This window comes from Flaviflagellibacter deserti (genome assembly GCF_042652085.1).
Lineage (GTDB): Bacteria > Pseudomonadota > Alphaproteobacteria > Rhizobiales > Methylopilaceae > Flaviflagellibacter > Flaviflagellibacter deserti.
Genome location: NZ_JBHSJF010000005.1, coordinates 438,253 through 464,947, shown reverse-complemented (window position 1 = coordinate 464,947; position 26,695 = coordinate 438,253). Strand labels below are relative to the sequence as shown.

The following is a 26,695-nucleotide window of genomic DNA, read 5'->3' as shown; positions in this document are numbered from 1 at the left end:
CCGCATCGTCGTCGTCACCGAGACCGGCATCGCCGAACAGGGCAACCACACCGACCTCGTTGCCCGCCACGGAACCTACCGCCGGCTGCACGACGCGCAGAAGGTCATCTAGATTTCGGAGAGCAACATTTGCAGATCATCCAAGCTGACGTTCCAACCAAGAACGGCGACCTGTATTTGAAGCAGCTCTGCAAACACTGGGCCCATCGCTTGGATGTGACGCTCATGGGGAGCCGCGGGCGGATCATCATGCCGTCTGGTGCTGTGGTCGAATTGGAGGCCGGTCCAGACAATCTCTCCATAAAGATCACCGCTTCGGAGTCCGCAGTCGCCGTGGAAACGGGGGAGGTGGTCGTCGACCATCTCGAGCGATTTGCCTTTCGCGAGAAGCCGCTGTCTGTCTCCTGGCGCTGAGCGTCGACACATTGGCGCGGCTATGAAAGTCAGCTTCAGCGGCCATGAGGCGCTTCTCGCCCAGTACCGTCTGCCTGTCGCGGCTCTCCCGAGTTCGTGCCGCTTGCGCCCGCATGTTGGATTGGTCAGACATGGTCCAACTCCACCTGAAGCTTCGCGATGGATAACGACGGAGATCTCTCGCCTGGCACGCAGCAGATCGGCAGCAAACCTTGCCTGCCTTCGGCAGATTCAAGACCGTCATCCGGACAACGGCGGTTTTCGCTGGATTTCCGGGCCGCCTGGGGTCGATCGCAGGGTCGGCCCCTCACGCGATCCGTTCATGTCGCTGGCTCTCCGCCGTTCGCTTGGTCTTGGAGACTCGCTGTCGGCACATCGACGACGCACACTGCCCCGGAGGGCGGATAGTCTATTTGAACGGTTGCGCCGAGTTCGGTCGAGAGATTGCGGATCAGCCGGGAGCCGAACCCTGTTTTGGCCGGGACGGCGACGGGAGGCCCCTCCCTCTCCACCCATTGGAACCGAAGCCTGCCCTCCAGCCCGTCCTCGACGGACCAGGACACGTCCACGCGACCGTTCTCGCTTGCCAAGGCGCCATATTTCGCGGCGTTGGTCGCCAGTTCATGCAGTGCCAGCGTCAGCGCCAGGGCGGGTTTCGCTGCGATCTCAAGGCCCGGTCCCTCGATCCGCAGCCGCGCCCTTGTCTCGTCGTTGAAGGGCTTCAGCGCGGTGGCCACGACCTGCCGCAGATCTGCGCCCTGCCAGTGCTCTTGGGTAAGCACCCCGTGGCCGCCCGCGAGTGCCCGCAAGCGTGATCGGAAGGCTTTTTCGGCCTCTTGGTCCAGGCCGCGGAAGGTTTGCGTTGCGATCGCATCCACAACGGCCAGCGTGTTCTTCACGCGGTGCTCCAGTTCCGACAGGAGGAGCCGCTGAAGTTCGGCGGCCTGCCGCTCTTCGGTGCGATCGCGAAAGATTTTGAGGAAGCGGGCACTGTCGCCATCGTGCAACGGCAGCATCACGCCGGAGCCCCAGAAGCGGGAGCCATCCTTGCGGAGGTGCCAGCGATCGTCAGAGGCGCGCCCGGACTCGTCCGCGGTCCTCATCTCCCGTTCCGGCACTCCGGAGGCGCAGTCTTCGGGTGTATAGAAGATGTCGATGGGCAAGCCGAGCGTCTCAGCCTCGTCGTATCCTAGAAGGCGTCGAGCGCCGCCGTCCCAACCCGTTATCCGGCCGTCCGCGTCGAGGGAGATAATCGCATACTCTCGGGCGCCATCGACGACGTGGCGGAGCCGTTCGGCGGTGACGCGGAGGGCGTCCTCCGCACGCTTACGATCCGTAATGTCGTACAGCCGGATCGCGAGTTCTTGACGTTCCGGAGGACCGATTGGGAAGGCGTAGACATCGAACCAGCGGCCGAGCGATGGTGAGAGACGTTCGAAACGCTCGGGGCGACCTGTCGTCACGATCCGGCCGTAGGTTTCGAACCAATAATCCTCGTGCTCCGGCCGAAGCTCTCGAATGCTCTTGCGGACGGCGTCCACAAGCCCGGTATGCGAGATGAAGGCCGGATTGACCTCGAGGAAGACGTAATCGGTGGCCTTGCCGCGCTCGTCGAAGACGACCTGGATGGTACAGAACCCTGTGTCGATTGCTTCGAATAGGAAACGATAGCGCGCCTCGTCCCCATTGAGCGCTGTCGTTGCGCGCCGCGTCACATCGTGCTGGACCCTGGGATCCTGGGACATGGCACCGCCCCTTGTTGTTCCGTAACGGTACGACTCCACATCAGGTCCGTCGAGAGGACAGATGAACCGTTTCTGATGATTGCGGGGCTGCCCGGCGGCTGTCGCAACGCGTCTTCGGATTCTCCCAGCAGACCGACGGCCAAGACTTGTGAGGCGAGATCAGCGTTGGACAGCCTGCGCTGTCGCGACGCCTATGCGCGGGGCTTGCTGTCAGTTCAGGCGGACGGGATAATGCTCAGCGGCCGCGTTGAGAAACCGTTCAAATCCCTCGAATGGGTATCGCTCCGGGACCGTGGAGTGGCCCGGGATCTTCTGGATATCCTCATATCTGGCAAACACGGCGAAATGCGCCGGATACGCCTGCTCGTCCGCTCCCAGAAAGCGCCAAGAGAGGACTTGGGGTCTGGGCTGTCAGCGAGCTCAGACCTTAATGCCAGTGTGCATCCATGTCGTTCTGGATTGCCCTAGTCGCGTTCGTTAGCGCTGGTCAGATAGGAAGAGGTATGTGCTCATCCCGGTCATCGACCGGGAGATCGAAGCGCCCCTTGCCCCAATTCTGCGCGCGCCATTCGGCCTTGGCTTCTTCGATACGCTCCTCCGAGGAGGCGACGAAGTTCCACCAGATGTAACGTGGTCCCGCGAGTGTTGCGCCGCCGAGAATCATCAGCCGCGCGCCTCTGCTGCCGGCCGCCACCGTAATCCTGTCGCCAGGCCGGAAAACCATCATCTGAGATGCTGCGTAATCCTGGCCAGCGACCGAGATCGAGCCTTCGACGATATAGATGCCTCTGTCCTCATGGTCGTCTGGCATCGGCAATCGGCTTCCTGCGTCGAGCGTCACATCGGCGTAGAATGTCTCCGAGAACATCGTCGCGGGGGCGGCTTGGCCGTAGGCGTTTCCGAGGATAAGCCGAACCGAGACGCCAAGGTCCTCGATCACCGGCAGCGCCTCCTTGCCGTGATGCTCGAACATGGGCGCGATGTCCTCGTGACTGTCGGGCAGGGCCAGCCAAGTCTGAATCCCGAACAGGCTGTTCGGACCGCTCCGGGCCGCTGCCGACGTGCGCTCCGAATGGGAAACCCCGCGCCCGGCGACCATCCAGTTCAGCGCGCCGGGACGGATGATCTGGTCGGATCCGATGCTGTCTCGGTGATGGAAGTCGCCGCGATACAGGTAGGTGACGGTGCCGAGACCAATATGCGGGTGCGGCCGGACATCGACGCCCTGGCCGGTCAGGAACTCGGCCGGCCCGGCCTGGTCGAAGAAGATGAACGGCCCGACCATCTGCCGCTTCGGCGCCGGCAGAGCGCGCCGAACCTCGAAGCCGCCAAGGTCTCGAGCACGCGGAACGATGAGGGTTTCGATCGCGTCCACGCCCACCTCATCGGGACAACCCGGTTCGATTGCTGGGTTCCAACTCATCTGCGTCATCCTCTCCTGGACTGCCGGGCGATCCCGTCCTCGTCTGCACCGCGCGAGGGGGCGCTACCGGTCCAACGACTGCCCGATCTGGCAAGCGGCCGTCTCTCCAACTAGCCCCGCAATCCGTCGAGCTTTGTCGCGGAAAGCGGAACGTCGCAGCTATGTCGCCGAGGCCGGCTCGGAGCTTCGCGTCGTTCGTGGTTTGGCGACCGCAGTCGCAAAGTGCGGAGGCCGTTCGAAATACTCGATCAGCAGTTCGGTGAGCACCCGAATCTTCCGTGCAGGATGCTGCCCTGGCGGCCGGACGACATAGGCTCCTGCCGGAGGTGGCGGATGGTGTGTCATCACCGGAACAAGCGCGCCCGAGGCCACATAGTCATGGGTGACGCAATCCGGAAGCCAGGCGACGCCAAGCCCTGCTGCCGCCGCGGCGGCGAGAGCGACGGCATTGTCGGCTTTGAAGCGCCCCTGCGGACGAACCGTGACGATCTCGTCGCCAACCATGAATTGCCAGCTTTCCGTCCCTTGCATGAGGGACTGGTGGTCGGCGAGTTCCTCCGGCTTCTCGGGGGAACCATGTGCCTTGATGTAGTCCGGGCTCGCGACCAGCTTTCCGTAGATCGGCCCGACACGTCTTGCGATCAGGTTGGAGTCCTGGAGATAGCCGACCCGGATCGCACAATCGTACCCTTCCGCGATGAGGTCGACGAAGCGATCGCTGTAACAGGTGTGAATGTGGAGATGGGGGTGGCGCCGCGCCATTTCCGCGAGTACCGGCGCGAAGTGGGACGGGCCGAAAGACAGCGGCGCAGCAACCCGCAAGCGGCCGCGAAGCTCACCTGCAGGTAGCATCGTTTCCCTGGCCACGTCGATCTCGGCGCAAACTCTGGCTGCGTAATCCCGGAACGTGGCCCCGGCTTCCGTGAGCGCAGCCCCGCGGGTGGATCGTGCGAGAAGCTGGACGCCAAGGTCCGCTTCAAGCCGGAAGAGCCGACGGCTGACGATCGACTTGGAGACGCCGAGCCGGAGCGCGGCGGGCGAAACTCCTCCGGCATCTGCAACTTCCACGAATGTCCGCAGCTCTTCGATGTCCATTCGGCGTTCCCCATTTCGCGACAGAGAGTGGCGCTAAACAGCGCTACCGCATCACAAATGGGAATGACAACGTCCGCCTCCTAGACGGTGCCGCAGCCGGAGCATGTCGCCCGGCGGACCAACCTCACTCACGACGGCACCGGAGGATGTGTTCATGACCTTTCGTAACGGCCTCGCCTCGCTTCTCCGTCCCGAAGACTCGGTCCTCGTTCTGATCGATCATCAGGCTTTTCAGCTTACGAACGTGAACAGCCATGATCCGCAGGCCGTGGTCAATAATGTGACCGCGCTCGCGAAGCTTGCGAAAGCTTTCAACGTTCCGACTATCCTCACGAGCGTGCTTGCGGCGCGTGGCGGCCTGCTTTTCAAGCAGATCACGGACGTCTTCCCGGACCAAGAGGTGATCGACCGTACCTGGGTGAACACCTGGGAAGACAAGAAGGTGGTCGACCTCGTCAAGGCAACCGGCCGCAAGCAGCTGATCATCGCAGGCCTGTGGACCGAAGTCTGCGTCGCCATGCCCGTCATCCAGGCCGCCGGTGAAGGCTGGGACGTGACTGTGATCACCGACGCGTCGGGCGGCGTTTCGACCGAGTCGCACGAGGTTGCCATCCAGCGGATGATCGCGGCCGGCGCGAACCCGATGACTTGGATGGCGCTGGCCGGGGAGTGGCAGCGCGACTGGGCACGCACCGAGCATGTCGAAGAAGTGACACAGATCCTGATCGATCACCTCGGCGGCAGCGGCATCGCATTCCTGTGGGAGCAGCAGCTGCTCAACACCCCGGTGCCGAGCACCGCGGGTTGATCCAAGCGGGGATGACGAGCTGCTCGAAGGTCGCGTTACGAACGCTGCCCGTCCAGCGCCGTCATCCCCACGGATGTCCGGATTCCCTATGCCCCGACACGCCGATCCGCGATCTCGGGGCATGTGATTGCTCCTACGACCGCAATCGGGAAGGAGCTGGTTGTGGGTGCAACGAGCTCTACAGCCATCTCGGAGGGAGGCGCCGATATGTTGCCAACCGGCGCTACGCGATACGAACGGCTCTTCGAAGGTCGCCCTTGGGTCAGCGGGAGCTCACACCGCCGCTGTCAACCGACGCCAGTGCACGACGGAAGCAGAACCGCAGCGATCCCCGCCCAGGTCACCGCGAGGAAGGCCAGCAGGTTCATTGTCAGCGCGGTCGTTCGCAGGAACGCCGTATCTCTGAAGCGTCCCGCTCTCGATCGAACGGCGATGAACGCGATCGAAGCCAGCGCGATGATTGTGGCAATGCCCGCGATCAGTGAATGGCTATCGGCATCCAGTCGCGTGCATGCGACGGACTCCGACGCATAGACGATGATGAAATGCGTCGCCCAGATAATCGGGCCAGCGAGCCAAAGTCCGATTCCCAGCGTGCCCACGCTTCGCATCGCGTTACATGCCCAGACGCGGGAATCCGTGGGTGAGCAACAGGCCCAGGGCCCCCTGTCCCAGCCCGTAGCCCCACAGCAGCACCATGTTGTCGAACACGACGCTGCGGCGTCCATCGGTCAGTCCCACGAGAATGCGCACGCACGCGAAGATGCCCATGATACATACGGCGGCGACGATCTCCGCTTGCAGGAAGCCCGCCGTGAAAACCAACGCCGCGTAGCCGCTATGCTGGGGTCGGAGTCCGGCCAGCCAATGAGACGCAACATCCGCGCCCAAGCCGAGGAGCAGCGTCAAAAGGCCGACCACGGTGAGGCCGACGGTAAGCCAGAGCCGCGGTACCGCCGCGCGTATCGATCGACCGCTCGCCCACAGCGCCGCGGCGCTGATACAGAGCAGCGCGGCAGACGCGATCCAGCCCGCGTGTGATGCCAATGGAGCGATCGGCGGCCAGTCCTGCGGTCGAACGGTCCAGAGATACAGATAGCTGAATACGTAGGAGAGATAGAGCGCTCCCGCCACGGCCATCAGTATGATCATCGCCCACCATGAATGCGAAGCAGCTCCCACCGCGTAAGTTGGCAGGCGAATACCACCTCCGATGTCGACGTCACCTGCGGACGGAGAATCGGTATCCCATGCCCACGCGACCACACATGCTATCGCCACCGCGCCGCAAATGATGGCGGCCGTGACCAACTTGACCGTAAGAAGCAGGAAGAAAGCTGCGGTGAAGATCGCGGCCAGCAGATGAGCCCAACCGGGCCCGGTCAAGCGGACGACGTATTGCGGCTCTGCCAGGATCGCTGAGGTAACAATCGTCTCCCGTCGCCCCGTGACGGTGCCGGGAAGGTAGTAACGTCCCTTGTGCACATCGGCACTCAGCCGGGCGTCCTCCCAGAGGGGGTCGCGGCTTTCGACGAATGGAACGCTGCGTGCGGCGTGCACGTCGTTTTCGAGCCATTCGAGCGTTCCCGCATTCCAGACGTTCCCCGCGGAAGCTCCGACGGTCGGTCTGAGATGGCGGATCAGGTCTAGCAGAAATACGAGCACGCCCGCGGCGATCATGAACGCACCGATAGTCGAGGCCAGATTAGGCGTCTCCCATCCCAATCCTGCTGGATATGTGTAGACGCGCCTCGGCATCCCGATTAGTCCCGCGATGTGCATCGGAAAGAACGCGATGTTGAAGCCGACGAACATCAGGACGAAGGCGATCTTGCCTAGGCGCTCCGACAATGCGCGTCGGCTGAAGGCTGGCGCCCAGTAATAGAACGCGGCGAAGAGCGGGAACACCATCCCGCCGACAAGCACGTAATGGAAATGGGCGACGACAAAGTAGGTGTCGTGGGCCTGCCAGTCGAACGGGACCATTGCGACCATCACGCCCGTCAGTCCGCCCAGTGTGAAGATGAACAGGAAGCCGAGGACGAACAACGATGCCGCCGTGATCCGCAGGCGTCCCGCTGCCATTGTCGCGATCCAGGAAAACACCTGGATTCCACTCGGCACCGACACCGCCATGCTCGCCGCGGAGAAGAAGCCGAGCGACATCGCCGGGATGCCCGTGGTGAACATGTGATGGACCCACAGGCCGAAGCTGAAGAAGCCAGTGGCGATCAGCGCGACCACGATCAGGCGATAGCCGACCAGCGGAGTGGCGGCCATCGTCGGCACGATCATCGACACCATGCCCGCGGCTGGTAGGAAGATGATGTAGACCTCGGGATGTCCGAAGAACCAGAACAGATGCTGCCAGAGAAGCGCGTCTCCTCCCCTATCCGGGATGAAGAACGGCCAGTCGAAGGCGCGCTCCAGTTCGAGCATCATCGTCGCCAGGATGACCGCCGGAAACGCGAAGACGATCATCACGGCGAAGATCAACATCGTCCAGGCGAAGATCGGCATCTTGTCGAGCGACATGCCGGGTGCCCGCGTCCGGAGCACGCCGACGATGATCTCGATCGCCCCGGCGATCGCAGAAATCTCGATGAAGCCGATCCCGAGCAACCAAAAGTCGGCTCCGGTACCAGGTGAGAACCTGGAGCCCGTCAGCGGCGGATACATGAACCAGCCGCCGGAGGGCGCCATGTCGAAGAACAGAGTCGAGAAGAAGACTAGACCGCCGACCAGATAGGCCCAGAACGCGAATGCTCCGAGACGTGGGAACGGCAGGTCCCGCGCGCCCAGCATCTGCGGCAGCAGGAGGACGCCCATCGCTTCAACGGCAGGCACGGCGAAGAGGAACATCATCACCGTGCCGTGCATGGTGAAGATCTGATTGTAGCTTTCCTGATCGAGGAAGAGGTTGCCCGGAACCGCCAGCTGAACGCGCATCAAAAGCGCGAGAACGCCCGCCAGCACAAAGAACAGGAAAGCCGCGCCGATATAGAAGTAGCCGATGACGCTGTTGTTGACGGCGCTGAGGATTCGCCAACCCTCGGGGATCGCCCAGACGGCTTGCAGCCGGCGAAGCTCGTCGCGCGGACGAGGCAACGGATTGGGCAGTTCGGCTGTCTCTCGCTCGGCGGTGCTCGTCATTGCAAGCTCATCAGGTAGGCGGAGATTGCATCGACATCCTCGGCCGCGAACAATCCGAATGGCGGCATCAGGTTTCCCGGCTTGATCGACTGCCCGTCCACGATGAAGCGCGTGAGGTTTTCCCGGCTCGTCGGCAAAGTGCCGGCCGCGATCGTGCGTCGCCCCCCGACGCGAGACAGGTCCGGTCCAACTAGGCCGGAAGCGTTCGCTCCCCGCACCGCATGGCAGGAGCCGCAGCCCGATTCCTCGAATATCCCCCGCCCCCGGACCGTTTCCGTCGAGCCACCCGCGACGTCTCCGCGGACCCAGGCGTCGAACTCGGTTGCTTCGAGGGCGATGACGTCGAATGCCATCAGGGCATGCGGCCCCCCGCAATATTCCGCGCACTGCCCCCGGTATATGCCCGGACCGTCGATCGAGACCCGCATCCTGTTGGTCCTGCCCGGGATCATGTCCAGCTTGCCGCCGATCGCGGGGATCCACAGGCTATGAATGACGTCCGGCGACGTCAGGACGAGCTCGACTTCCCGTCCGACGGGCAGGCGCAGTTCATTGGCCTCGGAAATTCGCCGCCCGTCAGGCTCGACATAGGTGATGCGCCACCACCATTGTTCCGCCGCGACTTCGATGCGGCCGGCGGGGGGCGTCGCGTTTCCCTGAATGTTCGCGCGCATCAACCACAAGCTGTAGAACAGAAGCGCAGTGAGCGTGATCACCGGGAACGCAATTCCGGCGGCCACGATCATCCTCTCCGAAGCGATCGCGCGCCGCACCGACACGCCACCCCAGACCGACGCGGCGGCCAGGGCCATGACCCCGAAGAAGATGATCGCCGCTCCGCCGAACAGCATTAGCGCAAGATCCGCGATGCGTTCGGCTTCGGCGCCGTTGGGCTCCAACACGGACTGGTTCATGGTGCCAGCCCAGGATGGCCCACGACGCGCTGGCTTGCGAAGAATGCGGATACGTCGGCTATCTGCTGGTCCGTAAGCCGAGCTGCTATAGGAGCCATGATGGCGTGGGTCGGAGAGGTGCCGCCCTTGCCGTTTCGCCATGCGGCGAGCTGCGCCGACAGATAGCGGGCGGGCTGGCCCGCGAGGCGTGGATAATCCGGCGAGCCGTCGCTGCCGTGGCAAGAAATGCAGGCCGGAATCTCCGCGCCGGGATCGCCCGATGTGGCGAGTTTTTGCCCCTCTTCAACGGATCCGCGGCGGGGATCGTCGTCGGGAGCCAGCGGCGGCAGTCCGGCATAGTAGGTCGCGAGCTTCTCGATCGCCTCGGGCTTCAGCGCGGCCGCAAGAGGCTGCATGATCCCGCTGTGGCGGGCGCCCTCGGCGTAGTCGCGCAACGAACGCGCGAGCCAATCCCTCGATTGACCTTGGAGACGGGGAACAAGCTTCGTCTGGGGTCCTCGCCCGGCGTCGCCATGGCATCGAGCGCAGGCTCCTACTCCATCCGGATCGCTCTCAGCCGTCGCCAGCTCCCGTCCGCCACCGCCGTCGACTTGAACCTCGGCCAGCGCGAGTTCCTCGTAGTGTCGCGCATCAAGGTCCGGCAACTGACGGAGGAAGGCGACGACTGACCAGATCTCATCGTCGCGGTCCTGGGCTGGCCAGGCTGGCATTCCCGCGTATTTCAGGCCGTGCTTGACGAGCCAGAACAACTCGCCGTCGGTCCAGCGATCAACGCGTTCGGCCAGATCCGGAGGTGACGGCAGCATGTGCTGCACCACAGGGCTCGGCCGACTGCCGGGCGCGCCGTGACAGAAGGCACAGCCTCCGTGAAAGTGCGCTGCGCCCAGCCGGATGAGATCGGCATCGTCGAGATTTGGAGACGTCTCCGGGGCCCGCGCCTTGACCGAGTTCTCCATGCCGAACCGGAGGAACTGGTCGACGATCCACCAATGTCCGCGACTGGCGGCGACGTTGTAGACCCCGGACGCCGCAAACAGGAATGCCGCGGCGACGCCCAGCCCCACGAGCAGGACGAATGCCATCGCGGCTTGTCGCGGCCGTTTGGCCAGTGCGATCCAGATATCCCTAAGAAGACGCAGCAGATGCACTCCCCAGTCGGCGGCCGAGATCGTCGATCATCCTCGCGGCAACGACCACGCCGGCGGTCAGGTAGCTGAGGGGGCATGCGGTGACCATGAGCAGTCCCGCCAATTGCTGGTCCGCGAGGCTCGAGGGTCCTGAGGAGCACAGGGCGAATGCGAGATGCGGCAAGCCGTACAGATCGCGCGGCGCGAAGATCAGCAGTCCTCCGAGCAGGCAAGCCAGCTTGCCCGTCAATAACAGCGCGACGATCCCTCGCCACGGCGCCGTCTCGCTCGACCTGAGGATCGCGGCCCAGAAAATGACGCTTGCCAGCGCGAGCACCGCCAGCAACCCGACATGCGTCAGCGCCCCGCCTGAAGCCGTGCCTTGCACCGAGGGCGCATGCCAAGCCCATAGCAGCACGATCTGGACCAATCCGGCCGCCCAAAGGGTTCGCGGTCGCTCGATAAGGGGCGCTCGGCGGGCAACGAACAGTCCAACGAGGGGGCCGAACACGTTCATCAGCAAAAGATGCTGGACCATCTGGTCCGACAGTGGACCCGGATCGGTCCACGGCAGCACGACCGCGCCGGCAACGATGACGGCGAGGGCGCCGGACAGCGCCGGACCTGACCATCTGAGGAATGTCGGTTCGGCGCTCATCTCACTCCAGAATCGACCTGTGCCACTGCTACCTAGGGCGATCATCGCTCGTAGCCAGCACCGGCGCGCAACGGGAACCGCAGCCTTGTCCTATCGTTGACCAATACATTTCTGGCTCTCGGATGAGTGTTGAACGCGATGATCGAGACCACCGCACGCCTGACTGTTCTTGCCATGCTTGTCGCTCCGCTCGCGGCGTGCGGCGATCAGTCGAAGATTCCCGAGGAACAGTCCTTCGGCCCCAATCCTACTCTGCCTGAGCCGAACTCGACGCTAATCCCGACGGTTCATATCGCGGAAGCAAGGGGCTGGCCGGAGGGAACTCAACCCAAGCCTGCCGCCGGTTTGACGGTGACGGCCTTCGCCACCGGGCTGACCCATCCACGCACCGTCCTGACGCTTCCGAATGGAGACGTCCTCGTCACCGAGACCGACGCCCCGCCAAGGCCCGATGACCGGAAAGGCATCAGGGGCTGGATAATGGGAATGGTCATGAAGAGAGCGGGTTCGGGAAATCCAAGCGCGAACCGCATTTCTCTTCTGCGCGACGCCGACGGCGATGGCCGTGCGGAGACGCGCGCAGCCTTCCTTCAAGGGCTCAATTCACCCTTCGGCATGGCGCTTGTCGGCAACGAATTCTATGTCGCCAATACCGACGCGGTTGTCCGCTTTCCCTACAACGAAGGCGACACCGAGATCAAAGCTCCGGGCGTGAAGATCGCCGACCTTCCCGCCGGGACGATCAACCACCACTGGACGAAGGACCTGATCGCCTCGCGCGACGGCTCGAAGCTCTACGCGACAGTCGGTTCGAACAGCAACGTCGCCGAGAACGGGATGGAGGCCGAGACCAACCGCGCGGCCGTGCTCGAGATCGATCGCGCCACGGGAGAGGCGCGTCTGTTCGCGTCCGGCCTCCGCAATCCCAACGGCCTGGCGTGGGAGCCCACTACGGGAGCGCTATGGGTCGCAGTCAACGAGCGCGACGAGATCGGAAGCGATCTGGTGCCCGACTACATGACGAGCGTTCAGGACGGCGGCTTCTACGGATGGCCGTACTCCTACTTCGGCCAGAACGTAGATGTGCGGGTTGATCCTCCGCGGCCGGATCTTGTCGCCAAGGCAATCAAGCCGGATTACGCCCTAGGCACCCACACCGCATCTCTCGGCCTCACCTTCAACACTGGCAGCCTGTTTCCGGCGGAGTATGCGGGCGGCGCATTCGTCGGACAGCACGGCTCCTGGAACCGCAATCCGCGGAGCGGCTACAAGGTGATCTTCGTGCCATTCACGAATGGAAAGCCATCCGGACCGCCGAAGGACGTTCTGACCGGCTTTATCGGCGAAGACGACACCGCGCTGGGCCGACCCGTCGGCGTTGCTCTGGACAAAGCGGGCGCCCTTCTCGTTGCAGACGACGTCGGCAACTCGGTCTGGCGGGTGGCGCCGGAACGCGCTCAAGCCAGCGTCTCCGGGGCCAAGGCCAACGAGTGATCCACCCATGCGCCCCCACCCAAGGCTTCTCCCGACCAGGACCACTGCGAGGAGATCATCATGTCGATCACGCCACCGGAACCAACAACTATTCCTAATCCCCCGCCTGAGCAGCCGCCTCCGACTCCGGAGCCGTTTCCGCCGCTTCCCGGAGAAACTCCGCCGCCCTACGAAGATCCGCCTCCGCCTTATCCGCCGGACGAAACGCCGGAGCCTAATCCCGACGAGAACCCCAATCCGCCGCGGCGCACCGACTGACCCGCGCGCCGTCGGTCCGGCCAAGCGCGCTGATCAAGATCGGAGGCTGCTCGACTGTGCATTCGCCCGGCTCGACGGCGAATTGCCGGACTGGCTCTCCGGAAGGCTTCGCACATTGCGCAGCGATAAATGGCGATGGGTTCGAATTCCACTCGGCGTTCTGTGCATAGCGGCAGCGGCGGTCTGGTTTCTTCCCGTCGTCGGAATCGAGTTCCTGCCGATCGGTCTTCTGCTAATCGCGCAGGACGTTCCGTTCCTCAGGAGGCCAACCGCACGGGTCGTCGATTGGTTGGTGGATCGATGGATCGCGCTGCGGACATGGTGGCGACGGACCATGATTTGGCTTCGCGGATGAAGAGTAGAATCGATGACGGCTGAGGAGACAAGGAGATCCACAAGCGCGAGCGACGATTGTACGGAACGATCCATCCAAACCCGAATTAGCAGGGAGAAGGACTTCGTCATGCGTCAGTTCATTCTTTCGACCGCGCTCGTGGCCTTCACCTCTGTGTCGGCGTACGCCCAAGGTATCATCGTGGATCGACTAACGGGTGAGGCAGACCAATCCTCCCCGACGCCGTGAACGTCCAGAGCCTGTCCACCTCTGAATTTGAACGACGGAGCCTCGCTCTGAGATCAGCCCTCAAAGCGCAACGCTCTTCCGCGTTCGGCCTCATTCGATCGCTTCACCAACGGCGCTGGGAGGCCGAAGGCGGAGAGCAGGAACCGCGGGTCATCGCCTCGGCTGAAGCTCCGCCGATGGCCGGCGGAGCTTCGCCTGTCAGCTGATCGCCCTGCCGCCGTCAGCCCTGCCGCCGGGTCCCTTCAAGGACGCGGCGCGCTGCGCGACAAAGGCAAGGCCATCATCGTCATCGTCCCAACGGACTTGAACCGGCCGTCCACCGCACGCCTCGCAGTGGAGCTTGCTCAACAGGCTGGCAACGGGCGTGCGCGGCGTCGCACCGAGATGAGCAAGATCGTCTTCCTCAATCGCCGACCGATAGCTGCAGAAAGGGCATCTCACGCATAGCAACATGGCAGTCCCCATTTTGGATCAGGTTCGTGATGCCGGTGGGGCGGCTTGCTCCGCCCCACGTCGTCAGTGCTTGATCTCGATGCGCTTGACCTGCGATTGCGCCCGCTTGGACTTGGGCAGCATGACGGTCAGAACGCCGTTTTTGAACCGTGCGTTCACCTGGCTCTCTTCGATCTCCCCGACGGGGATACGGCGCTCGAAGCGGCCGTAAAACCGCTCGGAGAACTGGCGGTCGCGGTCCTCCGTTTCCGATCGCCTTTCGCCGCGCAGCGTCAGGATGCCATCGTCGAGCAGCACTTCGACATCGTTCTCGTCCAAGCCGGGCAGCTCGGCGATCACGCGCAACTCCTTGTCCGTCTCGTTCACTTCCACGTTCGGCCAGCCGAGATTGATGGCCGGCGAACCGGCGAGCGGGGACAGAGACCCGAAGCTGCGGAAAACGTCGTCGAATAGCCGATTCATTTCACGGTGCAGCGAAAGAAACGGGTGTTCGTCGTCGCGAAACAGCGTTGGGCTGTCGCGGTAGATTGTCGGGGCCTGATGGTTGCTCCGGCCCCAGGGGATCAGATCACGGACATTCATCCTCAATCTCCTGTCGTTCCAGAACATCGGCTCCTCCGCGACGTCGCGAGCCGGCGCCGCGGAGGCCTGTGACTCGTCGATCAGGCGGCTTTCTGACCCTGATCGATCTGCGATACCTGCGCGGGCGAGGAAGCCTGGCCGATCTCGATCTGGCGCGGTTTCATTTCCTCGGGGATCTCACGCTTCAGGTCGATCGTGAGCAAGCCATTCGTCAGGTTGGCGTCCACGACCTTCACATGGTCCGCCAGTTCGAAGCGGCGCTGGAAGGTTCGGCCGGCAATGCCGCGATGCAGGTATTCGCCTGAATCGTCGCCTGTCTTGGCACCGCCGACGAGCAGGTTGTTACCCTCCTGCGTGACGGTTAGTTCATCCTGTGCGAACCCGGCCACCGCCATCGTGATGCGGTAATCGGCGTCACCTATCTTGGCGATGTCGTAGGGCGGCCAATTGTCCACTGAAGCGACCCGGCTCGCATTGTCGAGCAGATCGAGCATCCGATCGAAGCCCACGCTCGACCGATACAAAGGCGTGAAATCGAGTACGGTTCTCATAGCCACATCCTCCATTGAGCAACATGGATCAGAGAAGGCGCCAAGGGCCTGGCGCCTCCTGACTTCCGGTCCCGTTTGGCGACCGGCGGAATTCGATTTAGTCAGCTCCTAAGACCCTTCAAGGGCATGGATTCGCTGGTGCGCACAAAATTTTGCTGCAGCAACCAGGGTCCTTGTCTGAGTCAGGGTAGGCTGCCTTATTGCGTCAAAGATTCGGCATGGGCCGGCTGCGATCCAGGTGAGTGGCCTTTGTCATGCGAGTTCCCCAACGATGGCAGTCACCTTGTGTTCGTCACATAGGCTTCCCGCACGAACTGAGCCGTCCGCCCGATACCAAGACCTGTTGATCGAGGCTGCACGCGATATCGACGCGGATCTCCCCAGGGGACCGCATCTCAGAAAACCCGTGCCTCGCCCGCTCGTGCCGATCACTCGTGTACGATCACATTCAACGGTCTGGCTCAATATCGATGGGAAATCTCTCGTACCGTATCGCGTCGCCCCGCTAGGGAGGGCCAAACGCTAACTGCGAGGGATGTGGTGTCAGTACTCGGTGCGATTGACGAAGCGAAAGCCGCCGCATCTGCGCCATAGGCAAGCTTTGAACTCCGCTTTCATCGATCATGAACTCTCCGGGTTGTCGCCTGCCGGTATCGCTCGACGGGAAACGGTCACGAGACGGTGGTCATTGCCGCAAGTGGGTCCCCGAGGAACGCATTGTTTGCGGCAGTGCGGCCAGCGAGGAGCATTTCTCGCGGCTTCGATCCGGCGCTAGGTGACGTCCTCCGGAAGAAAATCGTCGGTTCCGGAATACGGAGGAACGTCTACCAGCGTCGCTATCAAGCGCAATAAAGCTTGCTGCTCGGGCCCGCTGCCCCATCCCAAAAAATCCCGTAAGTCGATCAAAGTTACCTGTCCGCCCGATGGTCGGTTTGCCTCGTGGATAACGACCGCTCTGCCATCGGAGGGATCGCGACCAAGAAACCAGGCGTCTCCATTGGGGCTCCGGTATAGCTCTCTGCGATCTGCCAAGCTGGTTCCGATCTGAAAAAGGGGCTGCTTTACGCTACGCGGGGCAGAGCCAATAGTTCCTCTGGCGATCCCATGACGATATTTGCGCCGAGCATTTGGCCGTTATCCGACCCGTATTGAATTTGGCTCGCGTTCTTCTGACCGGATTTCACCTTGATCATGAACACCACTTTGTCGAGATTGATAGTGATCTCGGAGCCCGTGGTGGTCTTCGCCTTGATCCAGTGAGCCATGAGGTCCTCCTATTCAGGAGGTCCGAACATTGCCGACCGGGCCCAGGTTCCAGCCGAAAGCTTTCGGCGATCAATCCGACCTTCTACGACGCGGTCGTTCCTGAACCTTCACGCCCGCCGCCCCCATCGCCGGTGATGTAGATGACCGGCAGGTCTCCGCGCAGGTCGCGCGCGGGCTTCGCGACGTCCCAGCGTTTTCCCTTGTCCAAGCCGGATATCGGTCACCAAGGCGCGAATGCGCCCTTGATCCGAATTCAGTTCCTCGATCGCAGCTTTCCCCGCATGGGCGACAAGAACCTCAAAGCCAAACTCTCCAAGATCCAGTCCGAGCAAATGGGCAATCACGGTTCGTCTTCGACGATGAGAATGCGTTGCTAGGTCAGGGCTGACTTCCAGGAAATTGCAGCGCCCAAGCCGATCAGGATTATTCCTGACCACCCCTTAGGGGCGGAAGCCCCGCCGAGGTTATGGCATCGACGAGGCCCCGAAGCGAACCGCGGGACAGTGCCCGGAGTTCAGTGAGACAACGGATGTCGTCGACGGGTCGTTCGCCTCTGGCCAGTTTCGAGCGGAGACGCGCCCTGGAACAACCGGGGAAGAGTGCTCGTAGCGGTTGGGTTCAGTCAGTGTGTGACGCGACGGTCGTCCCGCTTACGACCGCTTGGCACCAGCGACTGAGTTGCCTCGGCGATCACGCCCTTGATGGCGGACAGTGCATCGTCCGCGGCGTTGGCGAACACCCGTCCGGACTTCTTTGCGCCCCGGCCCATGCGGTCGGTCTGCGAAGCCGCAAGAGCGCCGGCGGCTGCGGTCGCGCCGGCGATCAGGGCGTTGCCGATGACCTGACGTCCCATTTCGCTGCCGATCAATGCCTTCACGACGGGTGATTTCCGGATCTGCTTCGGGACTTTGAACCCTGCAATTTTCTTCGGCACGCGATTCTTGTTCGCCATGCGTCTTCTCCTTTGGTCGTAGCTGATCGACACTAACGACCATTGCTCGGACAAAGTTCAGTCGCTCGAACCTGGAGACCCGGTCGGCTGCCCGCGCCTAGGGAACTCAGGCCCTCATTCATAGTTCACCGCACCTGACGAACGCTCGGTGAATGATGAAGCTCCAACAGAAAATCATCTCTCCTTACTCGATCGCAGACACTCCCCGCTTCGTGCACAGCCCCTTCCTCCGGGCGCTGTGTGATGGCGCCGGCGCTCTGTTCAGGGGAACGGCGATCGGGCTCGCGATGGTGCTGCAAATTTCATTCGTCGTCGCGGCTGGCTGGGTGGTACTGCGGCTGGCATAGCCTGGGGCCGGGAACAGGACGGGCGTCACACGCGTCTAGACGACATGAACACCGTCTGGAAACGCGCCGCCATTCACGCGCTAACGACCTTGGTCCGGAAACATCCTCGCGCCGCCTTCGACGCCGGAGCCGCCGGGGTCAAGCGGGCTGCCCAGGAATTCTGGAAATCGAAACGAGCAGTCTCAGAACAGATGAACCCGACGAAAACGGCGGATTGGTCGGATCTGGACGACGCGGACCGCGAAGCTCTCGCAGACTTCGCCAAATCCGAGGGAAGACGGTTCCGCGACACGCAGTTATCCTCGCGGTTACGAAGCGAAGTGGGCAGCGACGAGCGGCGCGAAGATCAGCAAGAGCACCAGGCCGATTATGACCGGCACTGACAAGAACTGGCGTATGGACTTCAGGAGCGCGTGCATCCCGCTACATCGTCAGATACGCGGAATGGTTCCTCCACGGATAGAGGGAACAACACCGTTCCGTTTGGATTATTGGGGCAAAGGAGAAAATCCCCATGCCCACAGACGTTCGAACTCATCAGGAGACAGAGTATCAGGACGACAGCGTCGAGGTCATCGACCTCGTCCAGAGCGAAGGCATCCCGGCGGCTCGCGCGCGTCGATTGATCAAGGAGCACGGCAATAGCCGCCGGCGCCTGATAGAGATCATCCGGAAGCCTATCGCGGCGTGATGGAGAGGACCAACTCGTGGTCTTGGCGACATTTTTTCTGATTTGGCTTCAACTCGCCGTCGGCATAATCGGCGGTTAGACAATCGCCTCGGTAGCGCGGGAGTCGTGGCAGCCACTGCAGCTCGACAGTCAAACCGTGGCTAGGCTACTACGCCACGGGCGCAGGTGTTCGGTGAATGAACACCACTGCGGTCTCTGCCGCTTGGTCTCCCTGGGCAGCGCGAAAACGGCTGCGCACTAGGCTGGCAGCATGTCGGGTCTCGATCGTGACGGTCAGGCGTTCTTCCTCGTCAGCAATGTCATAGCTGTCGATCACACCCTCTTCGAGCAATTGCTTCAGGATCGCGCGCATCTCGCCTCCGGAGCCGCGTTCGCGGCAATCACCACTCTCATGGCGAAATTAGTCGGAGCGGAATGAACTGCTTCTGAGGCTGTCGTTCAGCCATGGTTCATCTAAAACGGGCCGCCACCTAGCCACAGGTGACGGCCTTAAACCGTGGTCCTCATGCAGACGCGACACGGCGAATGCCGGCCAGGCTGGGGGAGCGGCCGGCGGGTCGTCCCTTCCTGGGACCTCGCTAAGGTCGGCCGAAATGGTTGGCCGGATGTGGACGGTGTCGTTGCTGGCGCTTCAAGAGCCGCCACGCCCGGAGTGCGGGTCAAGGCGTGGCGGCTCTGCCTGCATCGGCTTGCAGGCGGTCAGCAGGCAACCCAACCTTGCATCAGGCAAGATTGACGTAAATTAGAACAATTACAGGTAGCCGCCCGATTCGCCGCAGCGGGGCTTAGGATCCACGGCCGACCGGCGGTCGGTTTCCAGGCCAGCAAATGCCTGGTTCATTGAGTGAGCAGCAGAACTGCTTGAAGCACGAGCGCTGGCACTCCGACCAAATTTGCGGTTGCCAGCATTGGCGCTTTAGACAAGCGCGAAAGGGCGGGAGTCGCACCACGAAATCTGCCGCTCGTCGGCCGCGATGGCCCCACCCGGAAAAGATGCCGTCGCCGCCATTAAGCAGGCGAATAGAGCGCGGCTAGATTTCATGTCGTCGCCATGTGCAGGACTCAGGGAGCTCGCTCTCAACGGACCGGCGTTGGACGCCAAAGCGGTTTGAGGGAAGCAAGGCAACCGAACCTTGCATCGATATGAATTTCGCGCAACGCGTTAATGCAAAATGACCGCCAGGCCTGATGCAGCAAACGTGACGGCCCTCGTCGGATGCAGTGTTGTTGAGGGTCCGCAAGCTCAGATGAATGCGCGCCGGCGCGGGGCTTTCTTTATATGCAGCCGCACTTTGACTCTTTTCAGCCGCCTTTCCTTGATCAGAATATGTCTATGAATCAGCGAACAAAAATCCCTGCTGACAGAGATCAAGCAGCCTTGGCCGTCGCTCAGGATGAATTATCCGTCTCTGCTGAAATTACGCGTGAAATGGATGCCCTCGTCGACGAGTGGATCAGCCAACAGCCCGATCCAAAGCCGACACGTGCGGAAGTTGTGAGGATGGCGCTCCAGGTATTCTTGAACCTGAATGCTTTGGATGAAACGTAGGCGAGCGTTACCGCCACTTTGGGCTTTTGGTGCCGCGCTCCCAATGCACCTTCGGGGAAGATCCTCGGATCACTGATCCGGTAGGCCCAATCATGCGCAGCAGCGCCTCCCGAAGTACATCGGAGCGTGTTGGCTTTGGATCGGGCTGTTGTGAAATGTAGATGTCGATCGCAATGCTGAGGTCGGCCGGTAGCTGGGCTCCAATGATCTTCTCCTTCCCCATTCCGATCTCCTTGCAGCGTTCTCGTGGTTGCAAGGGTTTGGGGAGGTTTTACGGCGTCTCTGGTTCGATGAACGGACCATTCCGTGTCGGAAATGGATTACTTGACCTGGCTGGAACCCGTAGAGACCAAACTCGGCATGGGCGCGACGGCGCTCCTCTTCCCACTGTCACGTCAGGCCGCGATGTGACGGCCGCCGGCCATCGACGCTTAGGGGAGGACCTCGCCCGGCGACGATGCGGGGTTCTCTCGATCGAGAAGTCCAACACTTGAGCTAGATGAGCTGAAGCCAGCGGCAGAGGACCGGAACGGCGAGGCTGAAGAGCGTGGTCGTTACGAAAAACAGGCGTGAGTGCATGTTTCACCTCCGCCGCTGACTTGCCCTCAAAGAGTTAATGGAAGTTGAATTTGAACGGGCCGTCACGCCCTGCAGAGACAGCGTGACGGCCCGACTGCCTGCTCCGGCCGGGGGGCAAGAAGAGCAGGCGGTCTGGATCAGCTCAGAGCACAGATAAAGACCGCGAAGGCGGCGGCGAACGCCGTACCTGCGAAAAGCGCAACACCAACAGGTAGATAGACAGTCATTAGGCCCCCCATTTCGGGCTTCAACTCAGCATGTCTGGAATTCGTTCCCGCCGCTCCTCCCAAGGCGGCTTTTTCATGTCAGAAGGGAGCGCACTGATGCGCGAAAACTACGACCAAGGCTATCGAGCTATTGCTGGTTCATGAGGATACGTGAAGCGTCCGGCCGATCCCGGCGGAGCGACGAACAAGGGCATCACGACGCGCGTCTGTCCTCGTACCGTCTGGGGGGACCATCCTTTGGATCGAGGTGTTCATGTATGTACACATCCACCTCCACCTCCATGCTCAACTCAGGTGACTGAGCGCCAATCACGTCCTTGGCCAACGCTGCTCACGGGGCAACCAATCCGGTTGCAAGCCTCTGCAACCTGACCGCACGTTGCGGGCCGCCGGCGACTGCATGCGATCAGCGGAACGGATGCAGTCGGCGGTAGCTTCTGGAAGTCTGCATAGGAACTTTCCCGTGCATTTCTGGATTTAGTGGCCGTTGCCAGCCGACGATCAAAACGATGCCAGTGCGCTCATAGATGGTACGGGAGTGAAACTTGACGGGATCGGACCAAGCACAAGCCGGGACCGGCATTGAAGGAATGGATGACATTCTGGGCGGCGGATTTGAGAGAGACCGCCTGTACCTTTTAGAGGGCAGCCCCGGCACAGGGAAAACGACCACCGCCCTCAGCTTTCTGATACAGGGAGCTAAGCACGGAGAGCGCTGCCTCTACATCTCGCTATCAGAGACCGAGGAAGAGTTGCGAGCCGGCGCGAAATCCCACGGCTGGTCTCTAGATGGCGTCGACATCTTCGAGCTGATTCCTCCAGAAAGCCTCCTGGACGAGCAACACCAACAGAGCCTTCTTTACTCGTCGGACCTGGAGCTTGGCGAAACGACCCGGATGGTCTTTCAGGCGGTGGAAGAGCACAAACCCGCCCGCGTGGTCATCGACAGCCTATCAGAAATCAGACTGCTTGCTCAGAGCTCGCTTCGGTACCGCCGACAGGTGCTCGCATTGAAGCACTATTTCTCCAAGGTTCGTTGCACCGTGATCCTGCTGGACGATCTGACAACCGATACCAATGACAAGACCGTGCATTCCGTCGCCCATGGTGTAATCCGGTTAGAGGAGCTGCTGCAGGACTATGGCGCAGAGCGCCGTCGAGTTCGGATCGTCAAATATCGGAGCCGCAAATTCCGTGGCGGTTATCACGATTTTACGATCAAGACCGGTGGGTTAGAAGTCTATCCGCGTTTGGTGGCAGCCGAACATCGAACCCTGTTTGATCGCGCGCCCCGGTCGAGCGGGATGCCTGGCCTCGATGCTCTTTTAGGAGGGGGCATCGAGAGAGGTTCCAGTACTCTCGTTCTCGGTCCCGCAGGCACCGGAAAGTCGCTGTTTACGCTCTGCTTCGCTTTCGCCGCCATCGCACGGGGTGAGAAGGCGGCGCTTTTCGTCTTCGACGAAGAGTTGGGACTGCTGATCGATCGAGCGAAGCCTCTCGGGCTTGATATCGAAGCGATGAGAGATGCCGGGAGTCTGACCGTCGTAACGGTTGACGCAGCCGAGCTTTCTCCGGGAGAGTTCAGCGCCCGCGTTAGGGCCACTGTCGATACAAAGAAAATCAGGACGATCGTAGTCGATAGTTTGAACGGCTACCAGGCTGCGATGCCGGATGAGCGTTTCCTGGTCCTGCATATCCATGAATTGCTGCAGTACTTGAACCGCCAAGGCGCAACGACATTTCTCACCGTCGCCCAGCATGGTCTCGTTGGAGACATGAAAGCTCCTGTCGACGTCACTTATCTCGCCGATACCGTTTTGCTGCTCCGGTATTTCGAGGCCCGTGGTGAGGTCAGGCGGGCTGTCTCGGTAATCAAAAAACGGGCGGGTCGGCACGAAAAAACCATTCGCGAATTCACCATCGACGAACGAGGGTTGACGATCGGAGAGCCCCTGACTCAGTTTCAGGGAGTCCTTCGGGGCGTCCCTGAGTTCGTGGACAATAAAGGCGCCATTCTGGGCGATCCTAGATCATGAGCCAGGGTGGCGAGAGTTCCGAGCAAGTCCTCATTCTCGCCCCGGGCGGGCGCGATGCGCTGGTCGCCAGTTCTATCCTTCGCGACGCGCATATTCCGGGCACCATTTGTGCAGACATTGAAGGTCTTTGCGCCACTCTGGCGAAAGGAGCCGGCGCGGCTGTCATCGCCGAAGAGGCGCTTCTGACGGCCGACCTGGGCGCGCTTGCCGGTTGGATAAGCGACCAACCACCATGGTCCGACTTTCCGTTCCTCATCCTTGCTCTTCGAGGGGCCGGGATTGAGCGAAACCCGGACGCCAAACGTCTCACACTCGCCTTGGGCAATGTCAGCTTTCTTGAGCGACCCTTTCATCCAACTACGTTAGTAACAACGATCCGGTCGGCCCTCCGAGCGCGGCGACGTCAGTACGAGGCGCGCGAACGCATCGAGCAGATCCGCCGGGCCGAGAGCCTGTTGGAAGACCGCGTGCGGGAGCGCACCGCGGAGCTGGAAGCAGCCAACCGCCAACTGGCCACCCAAATCAACGAACGACAACAGATAGAACTGGCGCTTCGCCAGTCGCAGCGATTGGAAGCAGTCGGGCAGCTGACGTCCGGCGTTGCTCACGACTTCAACAATCTCCTCACTGTAATCCTCGGCAACGTCCGTCAGATGCAGAAGGCAGCGACCGAGCCCAAGATGGTGCGGCGGTTGACCATGATGGCCGAGGCGGCAGAGCGCGGCGCAAAATTAACCTCACAGATGCTCGCGTTCTCCAGACGACAAAAACTCGAGCCGAAACCGGTCGATCTGAATGAAACCGTTTCGAGCATGCGTGACCTTCTCCAAAGCACTATGGGTGGAAGCGTCCGGATCGAGACGGTCCTGGCGAGTAATCTTTGGCCGGCATTAATCGATCCTACGCAGATCGAACTCGTTATTCTCAACCTCGCCATCAACGCCCGTGATGCAATGGCGGTCGGCGGCGCGCTGACAGTCGAGACGGCGAATGTCTCGTTAGGGCCGCCGCGGCGACCTGAGGAACCGCGGTCAGGCGATTACGTGATGGTCGCCGTAAACGACACCGGCACCGGGATGTCTCCCGAAGTCATCGAGAAGGCGTTCGAACCGTTCTTCACCACCAAAGAGGTGGGTAGGGGATCCGGGTTAGGGTTGAGCCAGGTCTACGGACTGGCCAAGCAATCTGGAGGAGGCGTGAAACTTGACAGCCGCTTGGGAGAAGGAACCTCCGTCAAGGTATACTTGCCTCGGTCGACGTCCCGGGCCGAAGCAACCGCGGCGCGAGACGAAATTTCCATTCAGGCAGCGAATGAATTAGTGCTCGTGGTCGACGATGATAGCGCCGTAAGAGAGGTGACCGCGAGCATTCTCCGGGATCTCGGCTACAGAGTAACTGAAGCCGGTAGTGGGGGCGCTGCGCTCGAAGCCATAGGCACTCCGGATCTAGACGTCGTTCTTCTGGATTTCGCGATGCCGGGCATGAACGGAGCGGAGGTTGCCGCCGAGATCAGATCGCGCCGCCCAGATTTGCCAATCGTCTTCGCCACCGGTTACGCAGATGCTGGCGCCCTCACCGAAGCCCCCGAAGACCGCATCATTCACAAGCCGTTTGTCGAGCAGGAGCTCAACGCCAAGCTTCGGAAAGCAATCGGAGCAGGGTCATCTGCTGGAAATGTCGTCCGTCTCCAGAAATGAGAAAACTCCGCATCGCCGGTCGACTCCAGCTTTATTTGTTCGTCTTTTGTTCGAATGTCGATTCACACCTTAGAGGAGGCTTTCGGCCACGACACGCAGAACATCGATGCAGCAGGATGCTCACGCGCCAGAGGTACCCTGAGGGGTGCCGCTACTGGGGGCTCCAGAGGTTGCCGAGGAGCGTACAAAACCGTCCCGTCCGTCCTGGCGTTCAGCCATCGCTGTTAACGGCATTTCGAACGTGAAGCAGGTTTCATTCGCATCGGAACGCACCGTCAGGGATCCATCGTGCGCTTTCGCGATTTCCGAAGCGATGTGAAGGCCCAGACCGAGTCCCTCACTACTACGGTCGCCTCGTTGAAACGGCTGGAACAGTTGCTTCATCGCCTCCGGCGGAATTGGAGGGCCGGCGTTGCTGACGCAGAGTTTGAACATCCCATCCTCCGTGGTCGCCGCTATTTTCACGGGTAGCTCAGCCGCTCCGTGCGTGAATGCGTTGCCAAGAAGATTGGAGGCAAGCTGAGCGATCCGCGCTTGATCGCAGAGGACCTGCTGCGTGATGACAATCGCCTTCTCGACCGCTCGTTCGGGATAGGCGGTTTGTAGCTCTTCGACGACGTGTTCCAGGACAGGGCCGAGCGCTTCATGGCTGAGCCGCAGGGTGATCCCCCCTCCCAAACGACCGCGGGCAAAATCTAGCACGTTGTCGATCAAGCCGAACATGCGCAGGGCGCTGCCTTGCATGAGCCCAATCACCTTTTTGGATTTCGCGGTCTGCTCCTCTTGGGCCAGTATCCGAAGGCCGCTTGAGATGGCGGCCAAAGGATTACGAAGATCGTGCCCGAGAACAGCGATGAACTGTTCTCGCAGCTCGCCTAGCGTTCTTTCCGCATGAAGCCTTTCCTCAAGCTCCCGTTCATGACGGCGCCGCACCACCGCTTGGAAAATAGTTACGCGAGTGAAGATCAGAGCGCCGTCGGGATCGCGTCGTTCGACGGCATTTGCGAGGACCGGCAGCCGCCCGCCGTCTGCGGTCTGAAGATCGAGCGCGACTTCATGGAAAAATCCCTGCATCCGCAGGAGCGGGGCGAAATGGGTTTCATAAAAAATCCGGCCGGCGACGTTCAGAAGATCATGGAACCGTTTTCCGACGAGTTCATCTGGCGTGAACCCGGTCCACGTCGCCAGCGTCCGGTTCGCCTTCACGATCCGAGCGTCGGTCCCGAGCGAGAGATAACCGCAAGGCGCGTTCTCATATAGATCTTCCAGGTCCTCTGCGGCATCAGGATCGCGCATGAGATCAGACAAACGCATTGATTGCCGCCACGACCTCGGCCGGGGCGCTTAGATTGGGACAATGCCCGGTCGCGTTCAGCACCACGAAGCGGCTATTCGGAATCTGATTGTGAACGAACTCCCCCACCTCTTTCGACGCTATGATGTCCTCGCTGCACTGAAGGACGAGGGTGCGGGCCGTCACCCTCTGGAGGTCTCCTCGGTTGTCCGACGTGAACGTTACCCGAGCGAACGCTTTCGCTATTTCCGGATCAGTCCGGCAGAAGCTGTTGATCAACTCGTCGCCGAGCTCTGGACGATCCGGGTTTCCCATGATGGCCGGAGCCATCGCGGCGGACCAACCCATGTGATTATCGGTTAAGGATTCGAGAAGCTCTTCGATCTGTTCCGCGCTGAAACCGCCGACGTAATCATGATCGTCGATATAGCGCGCGGAAGGTCCTACCATCACCAAGCTCTCAAACATGCCGGGTGCTTCGATCGACGCGAGCGCTCCGATCATCGCACTGACGGAGTGACCGACAAAAATGGCGTCCCGCAGCCCGAGCTCCAGGCCGAGTTCGACCACGTCTTCGGCGTAACCAGAGAGCGTCGAGTATTTCGCCGGGTCGTAAGCCTTGAGATCGGATTTCCCGGCGCCAACGTGGTCGAAGAGGATTGTTTGAAATCGATCCTCGAAAGCAGGAGCAACGAACCGCCACATGTTCTGGTCACAGCCGAATCCGTGCGCGAAGATCATGGGCTTCCCGCTACCGCGAACGCGCACGTTGTTTCGATCGGCTACAGACAATCGGCCT

Annotated in this window: 26 protein-coding genes; 10 read left to right on the top strand and 16 right to left on the bottom strand. The window is 61.5% G+C overall.

The window, feature by feature from the left end; translation table 11 throughout:
- Positions 1 to 129 precede the first annotated feature (129 nt).
- The gene (locus tag ACFPFW_RS06875) at positions 130 to 414 is read left to right on the top strand and encodes a DUF2218 domain-containing protein (protein ID WP_114958187.1); all 285 of its coding nucleotides are present in this window, start codon (positions 130 to 132) and stop codon (positions 412 to 414) included.
- Between the two features lie 320 nt (positions 415 to 734).
- Here the strand turns inward: ACFPFW_RS06875 and ACFPFW_RS06870 are convergent, their stop codons facing one another.
- The 3 genes from ACFPFW_RS06870 to ACFPFW_RS06860 form a co-directional block, all read right to left on the bottom strand.
- Complete coding sequence (locus ACFPFW_RS06870; RefSeq protein WP_114958186.1) at positions 735 to 2,159, bottom strand: sensor histidine kinase; 1,425 nt, start codon at positions 2,157 to 2,159, stop codon at positions 735 to 737.
- Positions 2,160 to 2,646: 487 nt separating this feature from the next.
- The gene (locus ACFPFW_RS06865; RefSeq protein WP_114958198.1) at positions 2,647 to 3,582 is read right to left on the bottom strand and encodes a pirin family protein; all 936 of its coding nucleotides are present in this window, start codon (positions 3,580 to 3,582) and stop codon (positions 2,647 to 2,649) included.
- Positions 3,583 to 3,741: 159 nt separating this feature from the next.
- Complete coding sequence (locus ACFPFW_RS06860) at positions 3,742 to 4,677, bottom strand: LysR family transcriptional regulator (RefSeq protein ID WP_114958185.1); 936 nt, start codon at positions 4,675 to 4,677, stop codon at positions 3,742 to 3,744.
- A gap of 154 nt (positions 4,678 to 4,831) precedes the next feature.
- On the opposite strand from ACFPFW_RS06860, the gene ACFPFW_RS06855 reads away from it, so the two are divergent.
- A complete protein-coding gene (locus ACFPFW_RS06855) occupies positions 4,832 to 5,485 on the top strand; it encodes a hydrolase (RefSeq protein WP_114958184.1) in 654 nt (217 codons plus the stop codon).
- A gap of 287 nt (positions 5,486 to 5,772) precedes the next feature.
- On the opposite strand, the gene ACFPFW_RS06850 is transcribed toward ACFPFW_RS06855, so the two are convergent.
- From ACFPFW_RS06850 to ACFPFW_RS06830, 5 genes are read right to left on the bottom strand one after another with little or no spacing between them, the layout of a single operon-like run.
- Positions 5,773 to 6,087 carry a hypothetical protein gene (locus ACFPFW_RS06850; protein ID WP_114958183.1) on the bottom strand — a complete coding sequence of 105 codons (315 nt, stop codon included), beginning with the start codon at positions 6,085 to 6,087 and terminating at the stop codon, positions 5,773 to 5,775.
- Between the two features lie 13 nt (positions 6,088 to 6,100).
- Positions 6,101 to 8,638, bottom strand: coding sequence for a cytochrome c oxidase subunit I (gene ctaD / locus ACFPFW_RS06845; protein WP_114958182.1), 2,538 nt, complete (start codon positions 8,636 to 8,638; stop codon positions 6,101 to 6,103).
- Positions 8,635 to 9,552, bottom strand: a complete 918-nt coding sequence (locus ACFPFW_RS06840; protein ID WP_162799763.1) for a cytochrome c oxidase subunit II — start codon at positions 9,550 to 9,552, stop codon at positions 8,635 to 8,637. The genes ctaD and ACFPFW_RS06840 overlap by 4 nt, the downstream gene beginning before the upstream one ends.
- Positions 9,549 to 10,634: a c-type cytochrome gene (locus tag ACFPFW_RS06835; protein ID WP_162799762.1), complete on the bottom strand. Its 1,086-nt coding sequence runs from the start codon at positions 10,632 to 10,634 to the stop codon at positions 9,549 to 9,551. Before ACFPFW_RS06835 ends, ACFPFW_RS06840 begins: the two co-directional genes overlap by 4 nt.
- A 43-nt stretch (positions 10,635 to 10,677) precedes the next feature.
- Positions 10,678 to 11,337 carry a cytochrome c oxidase assembly protein gene (locus ACFPFW_RS06830; protein ID WP_162799761.1) on the bottom strand — a complete coding sequence of 220 codons (660 nt, stop codon included), beginning with the start codon at positions 11,335 to 11,337 and terminating at the stop codon, positions 10,678 to 10,680.
- 138 nt (positions 11,338 to 11,475) lie between these two features.
- Here ACFPFW_RS06830 and ACFPFW_RS06825 point away from each other — a divergent pair, with 138 nt between their 5' ends.
- Positions 11,476 to 12,831 (top strand): PQQ-dependent sugar dehydrogenase, encoded by a 1,356-nt coding sequence (locus tag ACFPFW_RS06825; protein WP_379769979.1) that lies wholly within the window; start codon positions 11,476 to 11,478, stop codon positions 12,829 to 12,831.
- A 1,357-nt stretch (positions 12,832 to 14,188) separates the two neighbouring features.
- On the opposite strand, the gene ACFPFW_RS06820 is transcribed toward ACFPFW_RS06825, so the two are convergent.
- From ACFPFW_RS06820 to ACFPFW_RS06800, 5 genes are all read right to left on the bottom strand, one after another.
- Entirely contained in the window at positions 14,189 to 14,707 is a 519-nt protein-coding gene (locus ACFPFW_RS06820; RefSeq protein ID WP_114958177.1) for an Hsp20/alpha crystallin family protein, read from the bottom strand.
- 80 nt (positions 14,708 to 14,787) lie between these two features.
- A complete protein-coding gene (locus ACFPFW_RS06815; RefSeq protein ID WP_114958176.1) occupies positions 14,788 to 15,258 on the bottom strand; it encodes an Hsp20 family protein in 471 nt (156 codons plus the stop codon).
- A 1,061-nt stretch (positions 15,259 to 16,319) separates the two neighbouring features.
- Entirely contained in the window at positions 16,320 to 16,523 is a 204-nt protein-coding gene (locus tag ACFPFW_RS06810) for a hypothetical protein (protein ID WP_114958174.1), read from the bottom strand.
- Between the two features lie 83 nt (positions 16,524 to 16,606).
- Complete coding sequence (locus ACFPFW_RS06805) at positions 16,607 to 16,732, bottom strand: hypothetical protein (protein WP_379769975.1); 126 nt, start codon at positions 16,730 to 16,732, stop codon at positions 16,607 to 16,609.
- A 414-nt stretch (positions 16,733 to 17,146) separates the two neighbouring features.
- Positions 17,147 to 17,476 carry a hypothetical protein gene (locus ACFPFW_RS06800; RefSeq protein ID WP_114958172.1) on the bottom strand — a complete coding sequence of 110 codons (330 nt, stop codon included), beginning with the start codon at positions 17,474 to 17,476 and terminating at the stop codon, positions 17,147 to 17,149.
- A gap of 152 nt (positions 17,477 to 17,628) precedes the next feature.
- On the opposite strand from ACFPFW_RS06800, the gene ACFPFW_RS06795 reads away from it, so the two are divergent.
- The 3 genes from ACFPFW_RS06795 (at position 17,629) to ACFPFW_RS06785 (ending at position 18,514) form a co-directional block, all read left to right on the top strand.
- Complete coding sequence (locus tag ACFPFW_RS06795) at positions 17,629 to 17,823, top strand: hypothetical protein (RefSeq protein WP_114958171.1); 195 nt, start codon at positions 17,629 to 17,631, stop codon at positions 17,821 to 17,823.
- 44 nt (positions 17,824 to 17,867) lie between these two features.
- A complete protein-coding gene (locus tag ACFPFW_RS06790) occupies positions 17,868 to 18,206 on the top strand; it encodes a hypothetical protein (RefSeq protein ID WP_114958170.1) in 339 nt (112 codons plus the stop codon).
- Positions 18,207 to 18,337: 131 nt separating this feature from the next.
- The gene (locus ACFPFW_RS06785; RefSeq protein WP_162799760.1) at positions 18,338 to 18,514 is read left to right on the top strand and encodes a hypothetical protein; all 177 of its coding nucleotides are present in this window, start codon (positions 18,338 to 18,340) and stop codon (positions 18,512 to 18,514) included.
- Between the two features lie 148 nt (positions 18,515 to 18,662).
- Here ACFPFW_RS06785 and ACFPFW_RS06780 read toward each other — a convergent pair whose 3' ends face one another.
- Positions 18,663 to 18,866, bottom strand: coding sequence for a hypothetical protein (locus ACFPFW_RS06780; protein ID WP_162799759.1), 204 nt, complete (start codon positions 18,864 to 18,866; stop codon positions 18,663 to 18,665).
- Positions 18,867 to 19,793: 927 nt separating this feature from the next.
- Between ACFPFW_RS06780 and ACFPFW_RS06775 the strand changes: the two genes are divergently transcribed.
- From ACFPFW_RS06775 to ACFPFW_RS06760, 4 genes are all read left to right on the top strand, one after another.
- Positions 19,794 to 20,063, top strand: coding sequence for a hypothetical protein (locus ACFPFW_RS06775; RefSeq protein ID WP_114958169.1), 270 nt, complete (start codon positions 19,794 to 19,796; stop codon positions 20,061 to 20,063).
- A 956-nt stretch (positions 20,064 to 21,019) separates the two neighbouring features.
- The gene (locus ACFPFW_RS06770) at positions 21,020 to 21,241 is read left to right on the top strand and encodes a glycosyl hydrolase 108 family protein (RefSeq protein ID WP_114958167.1); all 222 of its coding nucleotides are present in this window, start codon (positions 21,020 to 21,022) and stop codon (positions 21,239 to 21,241) included.
- A gap of 173 nt (positions 21,242 to 21,414) precedes the next feature.
- Positions 21,415 to 22,905 carry an ATPase domain-containing protein gene (locus ACFPFW_RS06765; RefSeq protein WP_114958166.1) on the top strand — a complete coding sequence of 497 codons (1,491 nt, stop codon included), beginning with the start codon at positions 21,415 to 21,417 and terminating at the stop codon, positions 22,903 to 22,905.
- Positions 22,902 to 24,602: a response regulator gene (locus ACFPFW_RS06760; protein ID WP_114958165.1), complete on the top strand. Its 1,701-nt coding sequence runs from the start codon at positions 22,902 to 22,904 to the stop codon at positions 24,600 to 24,602. Before ACFPFW_RS06765 ends, ACFPFW_RS06760 begins: the two co-directional genes overlap by 4 nt.
- 120 nt (positions 24,603 to 24,722) lie before the next feature.
- Here the strand turns inward: ACFPFW_RS06760 and ACFPFW_RS06755 are convergent, their stop codons facing one another.
- Both ACFPFW_RS06755 and ACFPFW_RS06750 read right to left on the bottom strand, forming a co-directional pair.
- Complete coding sequence (locus ACFPFW_RS06755) at positions 24,723 to 25,916, bottom strand: PAS domain-containing sensor histidine kinase (RefSeq protein WP_379769966.1); 1,194 nt, start codon at positions 25,914 to 25,916, stop codon at positions 24,723 to 24,725.
- Positions 25,903 to 26,688, bottom strand: coding sequence for an alpha/beta fold hydrolase (locus ACFPFW_RS06750; protein ID WP_114958195.1), 786 nt, complete (start codon positions 26,686 to 26,688; stop codon positions 25,903 to 25,905). Before ACFPFW_RS06750 ends, ACFPFW_RS06755 begins: the two co-directional genes overlap by 14 nt.
- Positions 26,689 to 26,695 lie beyond the last annotated feature (7 nt).

What these genes read in the sequence shown, in the direction of transcription:
- ACFPFW_RS06870 (WP_114958186.1), bottom strand. Translation starts at nt 2,159, where the DNA reads ATGTCCCAGGATCCCAGGGTCCAGCACGATGTGACGCGGCGCGCAACG.
- ACFPFW_RS06865 (WP_114958198.1), bottom strand. Translation starts at nt 3,582, where the DNA reads ATGAGTTGGAACCCAGCAATCGAACCGGGTTGTCCCGATGAGGTGGGC.
- ACFPFW_RS06860 (WP_114958185.1), bottom strand. Translation starts at nt 4,677, where the DNA reads ATGGACATCGAAGAGCTGCGGACATTCGTGGAAGTTGCAGATGCCGGA.
- ACFPFW_RS06855 (WP_114958184.1), top strand. Translation starts at nt 4,832, where the DNA reads ATGACCTTTCGTAACGGCCTCGCCTCGCTTCTCCGTCCCGAAGACTCG.
- ctaD (WP_114958182.1), bottom strand. Translation starts at nt 8,638, where the DNA reads ATGACGAGCACCGCCGAGCGAGAGACAGCCGAACTGCCCAATCCGTTG.
- ACFPFW_RS06840 (WP_162799763.1), bottom strand. Translation starts at nt 9,552, where the DNA reads ATGAACCAGTCCGTGTTGGAGCCCAACGGCGCCGAAGCCGAACGCATC.
- ACFPFW_RS06835 (WP_162799762.1), bottom strand. Translation starts at nt 10,634, where the DNA reads ATGGCATTCGTCCTGCTCGTGGGGCTGGGCGTCGCCGCGGCATTCCTG.
- ACFPFW_RS06830 (WP_162799761.1), bottom strand. Translation starts at nt 11,337, where the DNA reads ATGAGCGCCGAACCGACATTCCTCAGATGGTCAGGTCCGGCGCTGTCC.
- ACFPFW_RS06825 (WP_379769979.1), top strand. Translation starts at nt 11,476, where the DNA reads ATGATCGAGACCACCGCACGCCTGACTGTTCTTGCCATGCTTGTCGCT.
- ACFPFW_RS06820 (WP_114958177.1), bottom strand. Translation starts at nt 14,707, where the DNA reads ATGAATGTCCGTGATCTGATCCCCTGGGGCCGGAGCAACCATCAGGCC.
- ACFPFW_RS06815 (WP_114958176.1), bottom strand. Translation starts at nt 15,258, where the DNA reads ATGAGAACCGTACTCGATTTCACGCCTTTGTATCGGTCGAGCGTGGGC.
- ACFPFW_RS06810 (WP_114958174.1), bottom strand. Translation starts at nt 16,523, where the DNA reads ATGGCTCACTGGATCAAGGCGAAGACCACCACGGGCTCCGAGATCACT.
- ACFPFW_RS06800 (WP_114958172.1), bottom strand. Translation starts at nt 17,476, where the DNA reads ATGGCGAACAAGAATCGCGTGCCGAAGAAAATTGCAGGGTTCAAAGTC.
- ACFPFW_RS06795 (WP_114958171.1), top strand. Translation starts at nt 17,629, where the DNA reads ATGATGAAGCTCCAACAGAAAATCATCTCTCCTTACTCGATCGCAGAC.
- ACFPFW_RS06790 (WP_114958170.1), top strand. Translation starts at nt 17,868, where the DNA reads ATGAACACCGTCTGGAAACGCGCCGCCATTCACGCGCTAACGACCTTG.
- ACFPFW_RS06785 (WP_162799760.1), top strand. Translation starts at nt 18,338, where the DNA reads ATGCCCACAGACGTTCGAACTCATCAGGAGACAGAGTATCAGGACGAC.
- ACFPFW_RS06780 (WP_162799759.1), bottom strand. Translation starts at nt 18,866, where the DNA reads ATGCGCGCGATCCTGAAGCAATTGCTCGAAGAGGGTGTGATCGACAGC.
- ACFPFW_RS06775 (WP_114958169.1), top strand. Translation starts at nt 19,794, where the DNA reads ATGCAGCCGCACTTTGACTCTTTTCAGCCGCCTTTCCTTGATCAGAAT.
- ACFPFW_RS06760 (WP_114958165.1), top strand. Translation starts at nt 22,902, where the DNA reads ATGAGCCAGGGTGGCGAGAGTTCCGAGCAAGTCCTCATTCTCGCCCCG.
- ACFPFW_RS06755 (WP_379769966.1), bottom strand. Translation starts at nt 25,916, where the DNA reads ATGCGTTTGTCTGATCTCATGCGCGATCCTGATGCCGCAGAGGACCTG.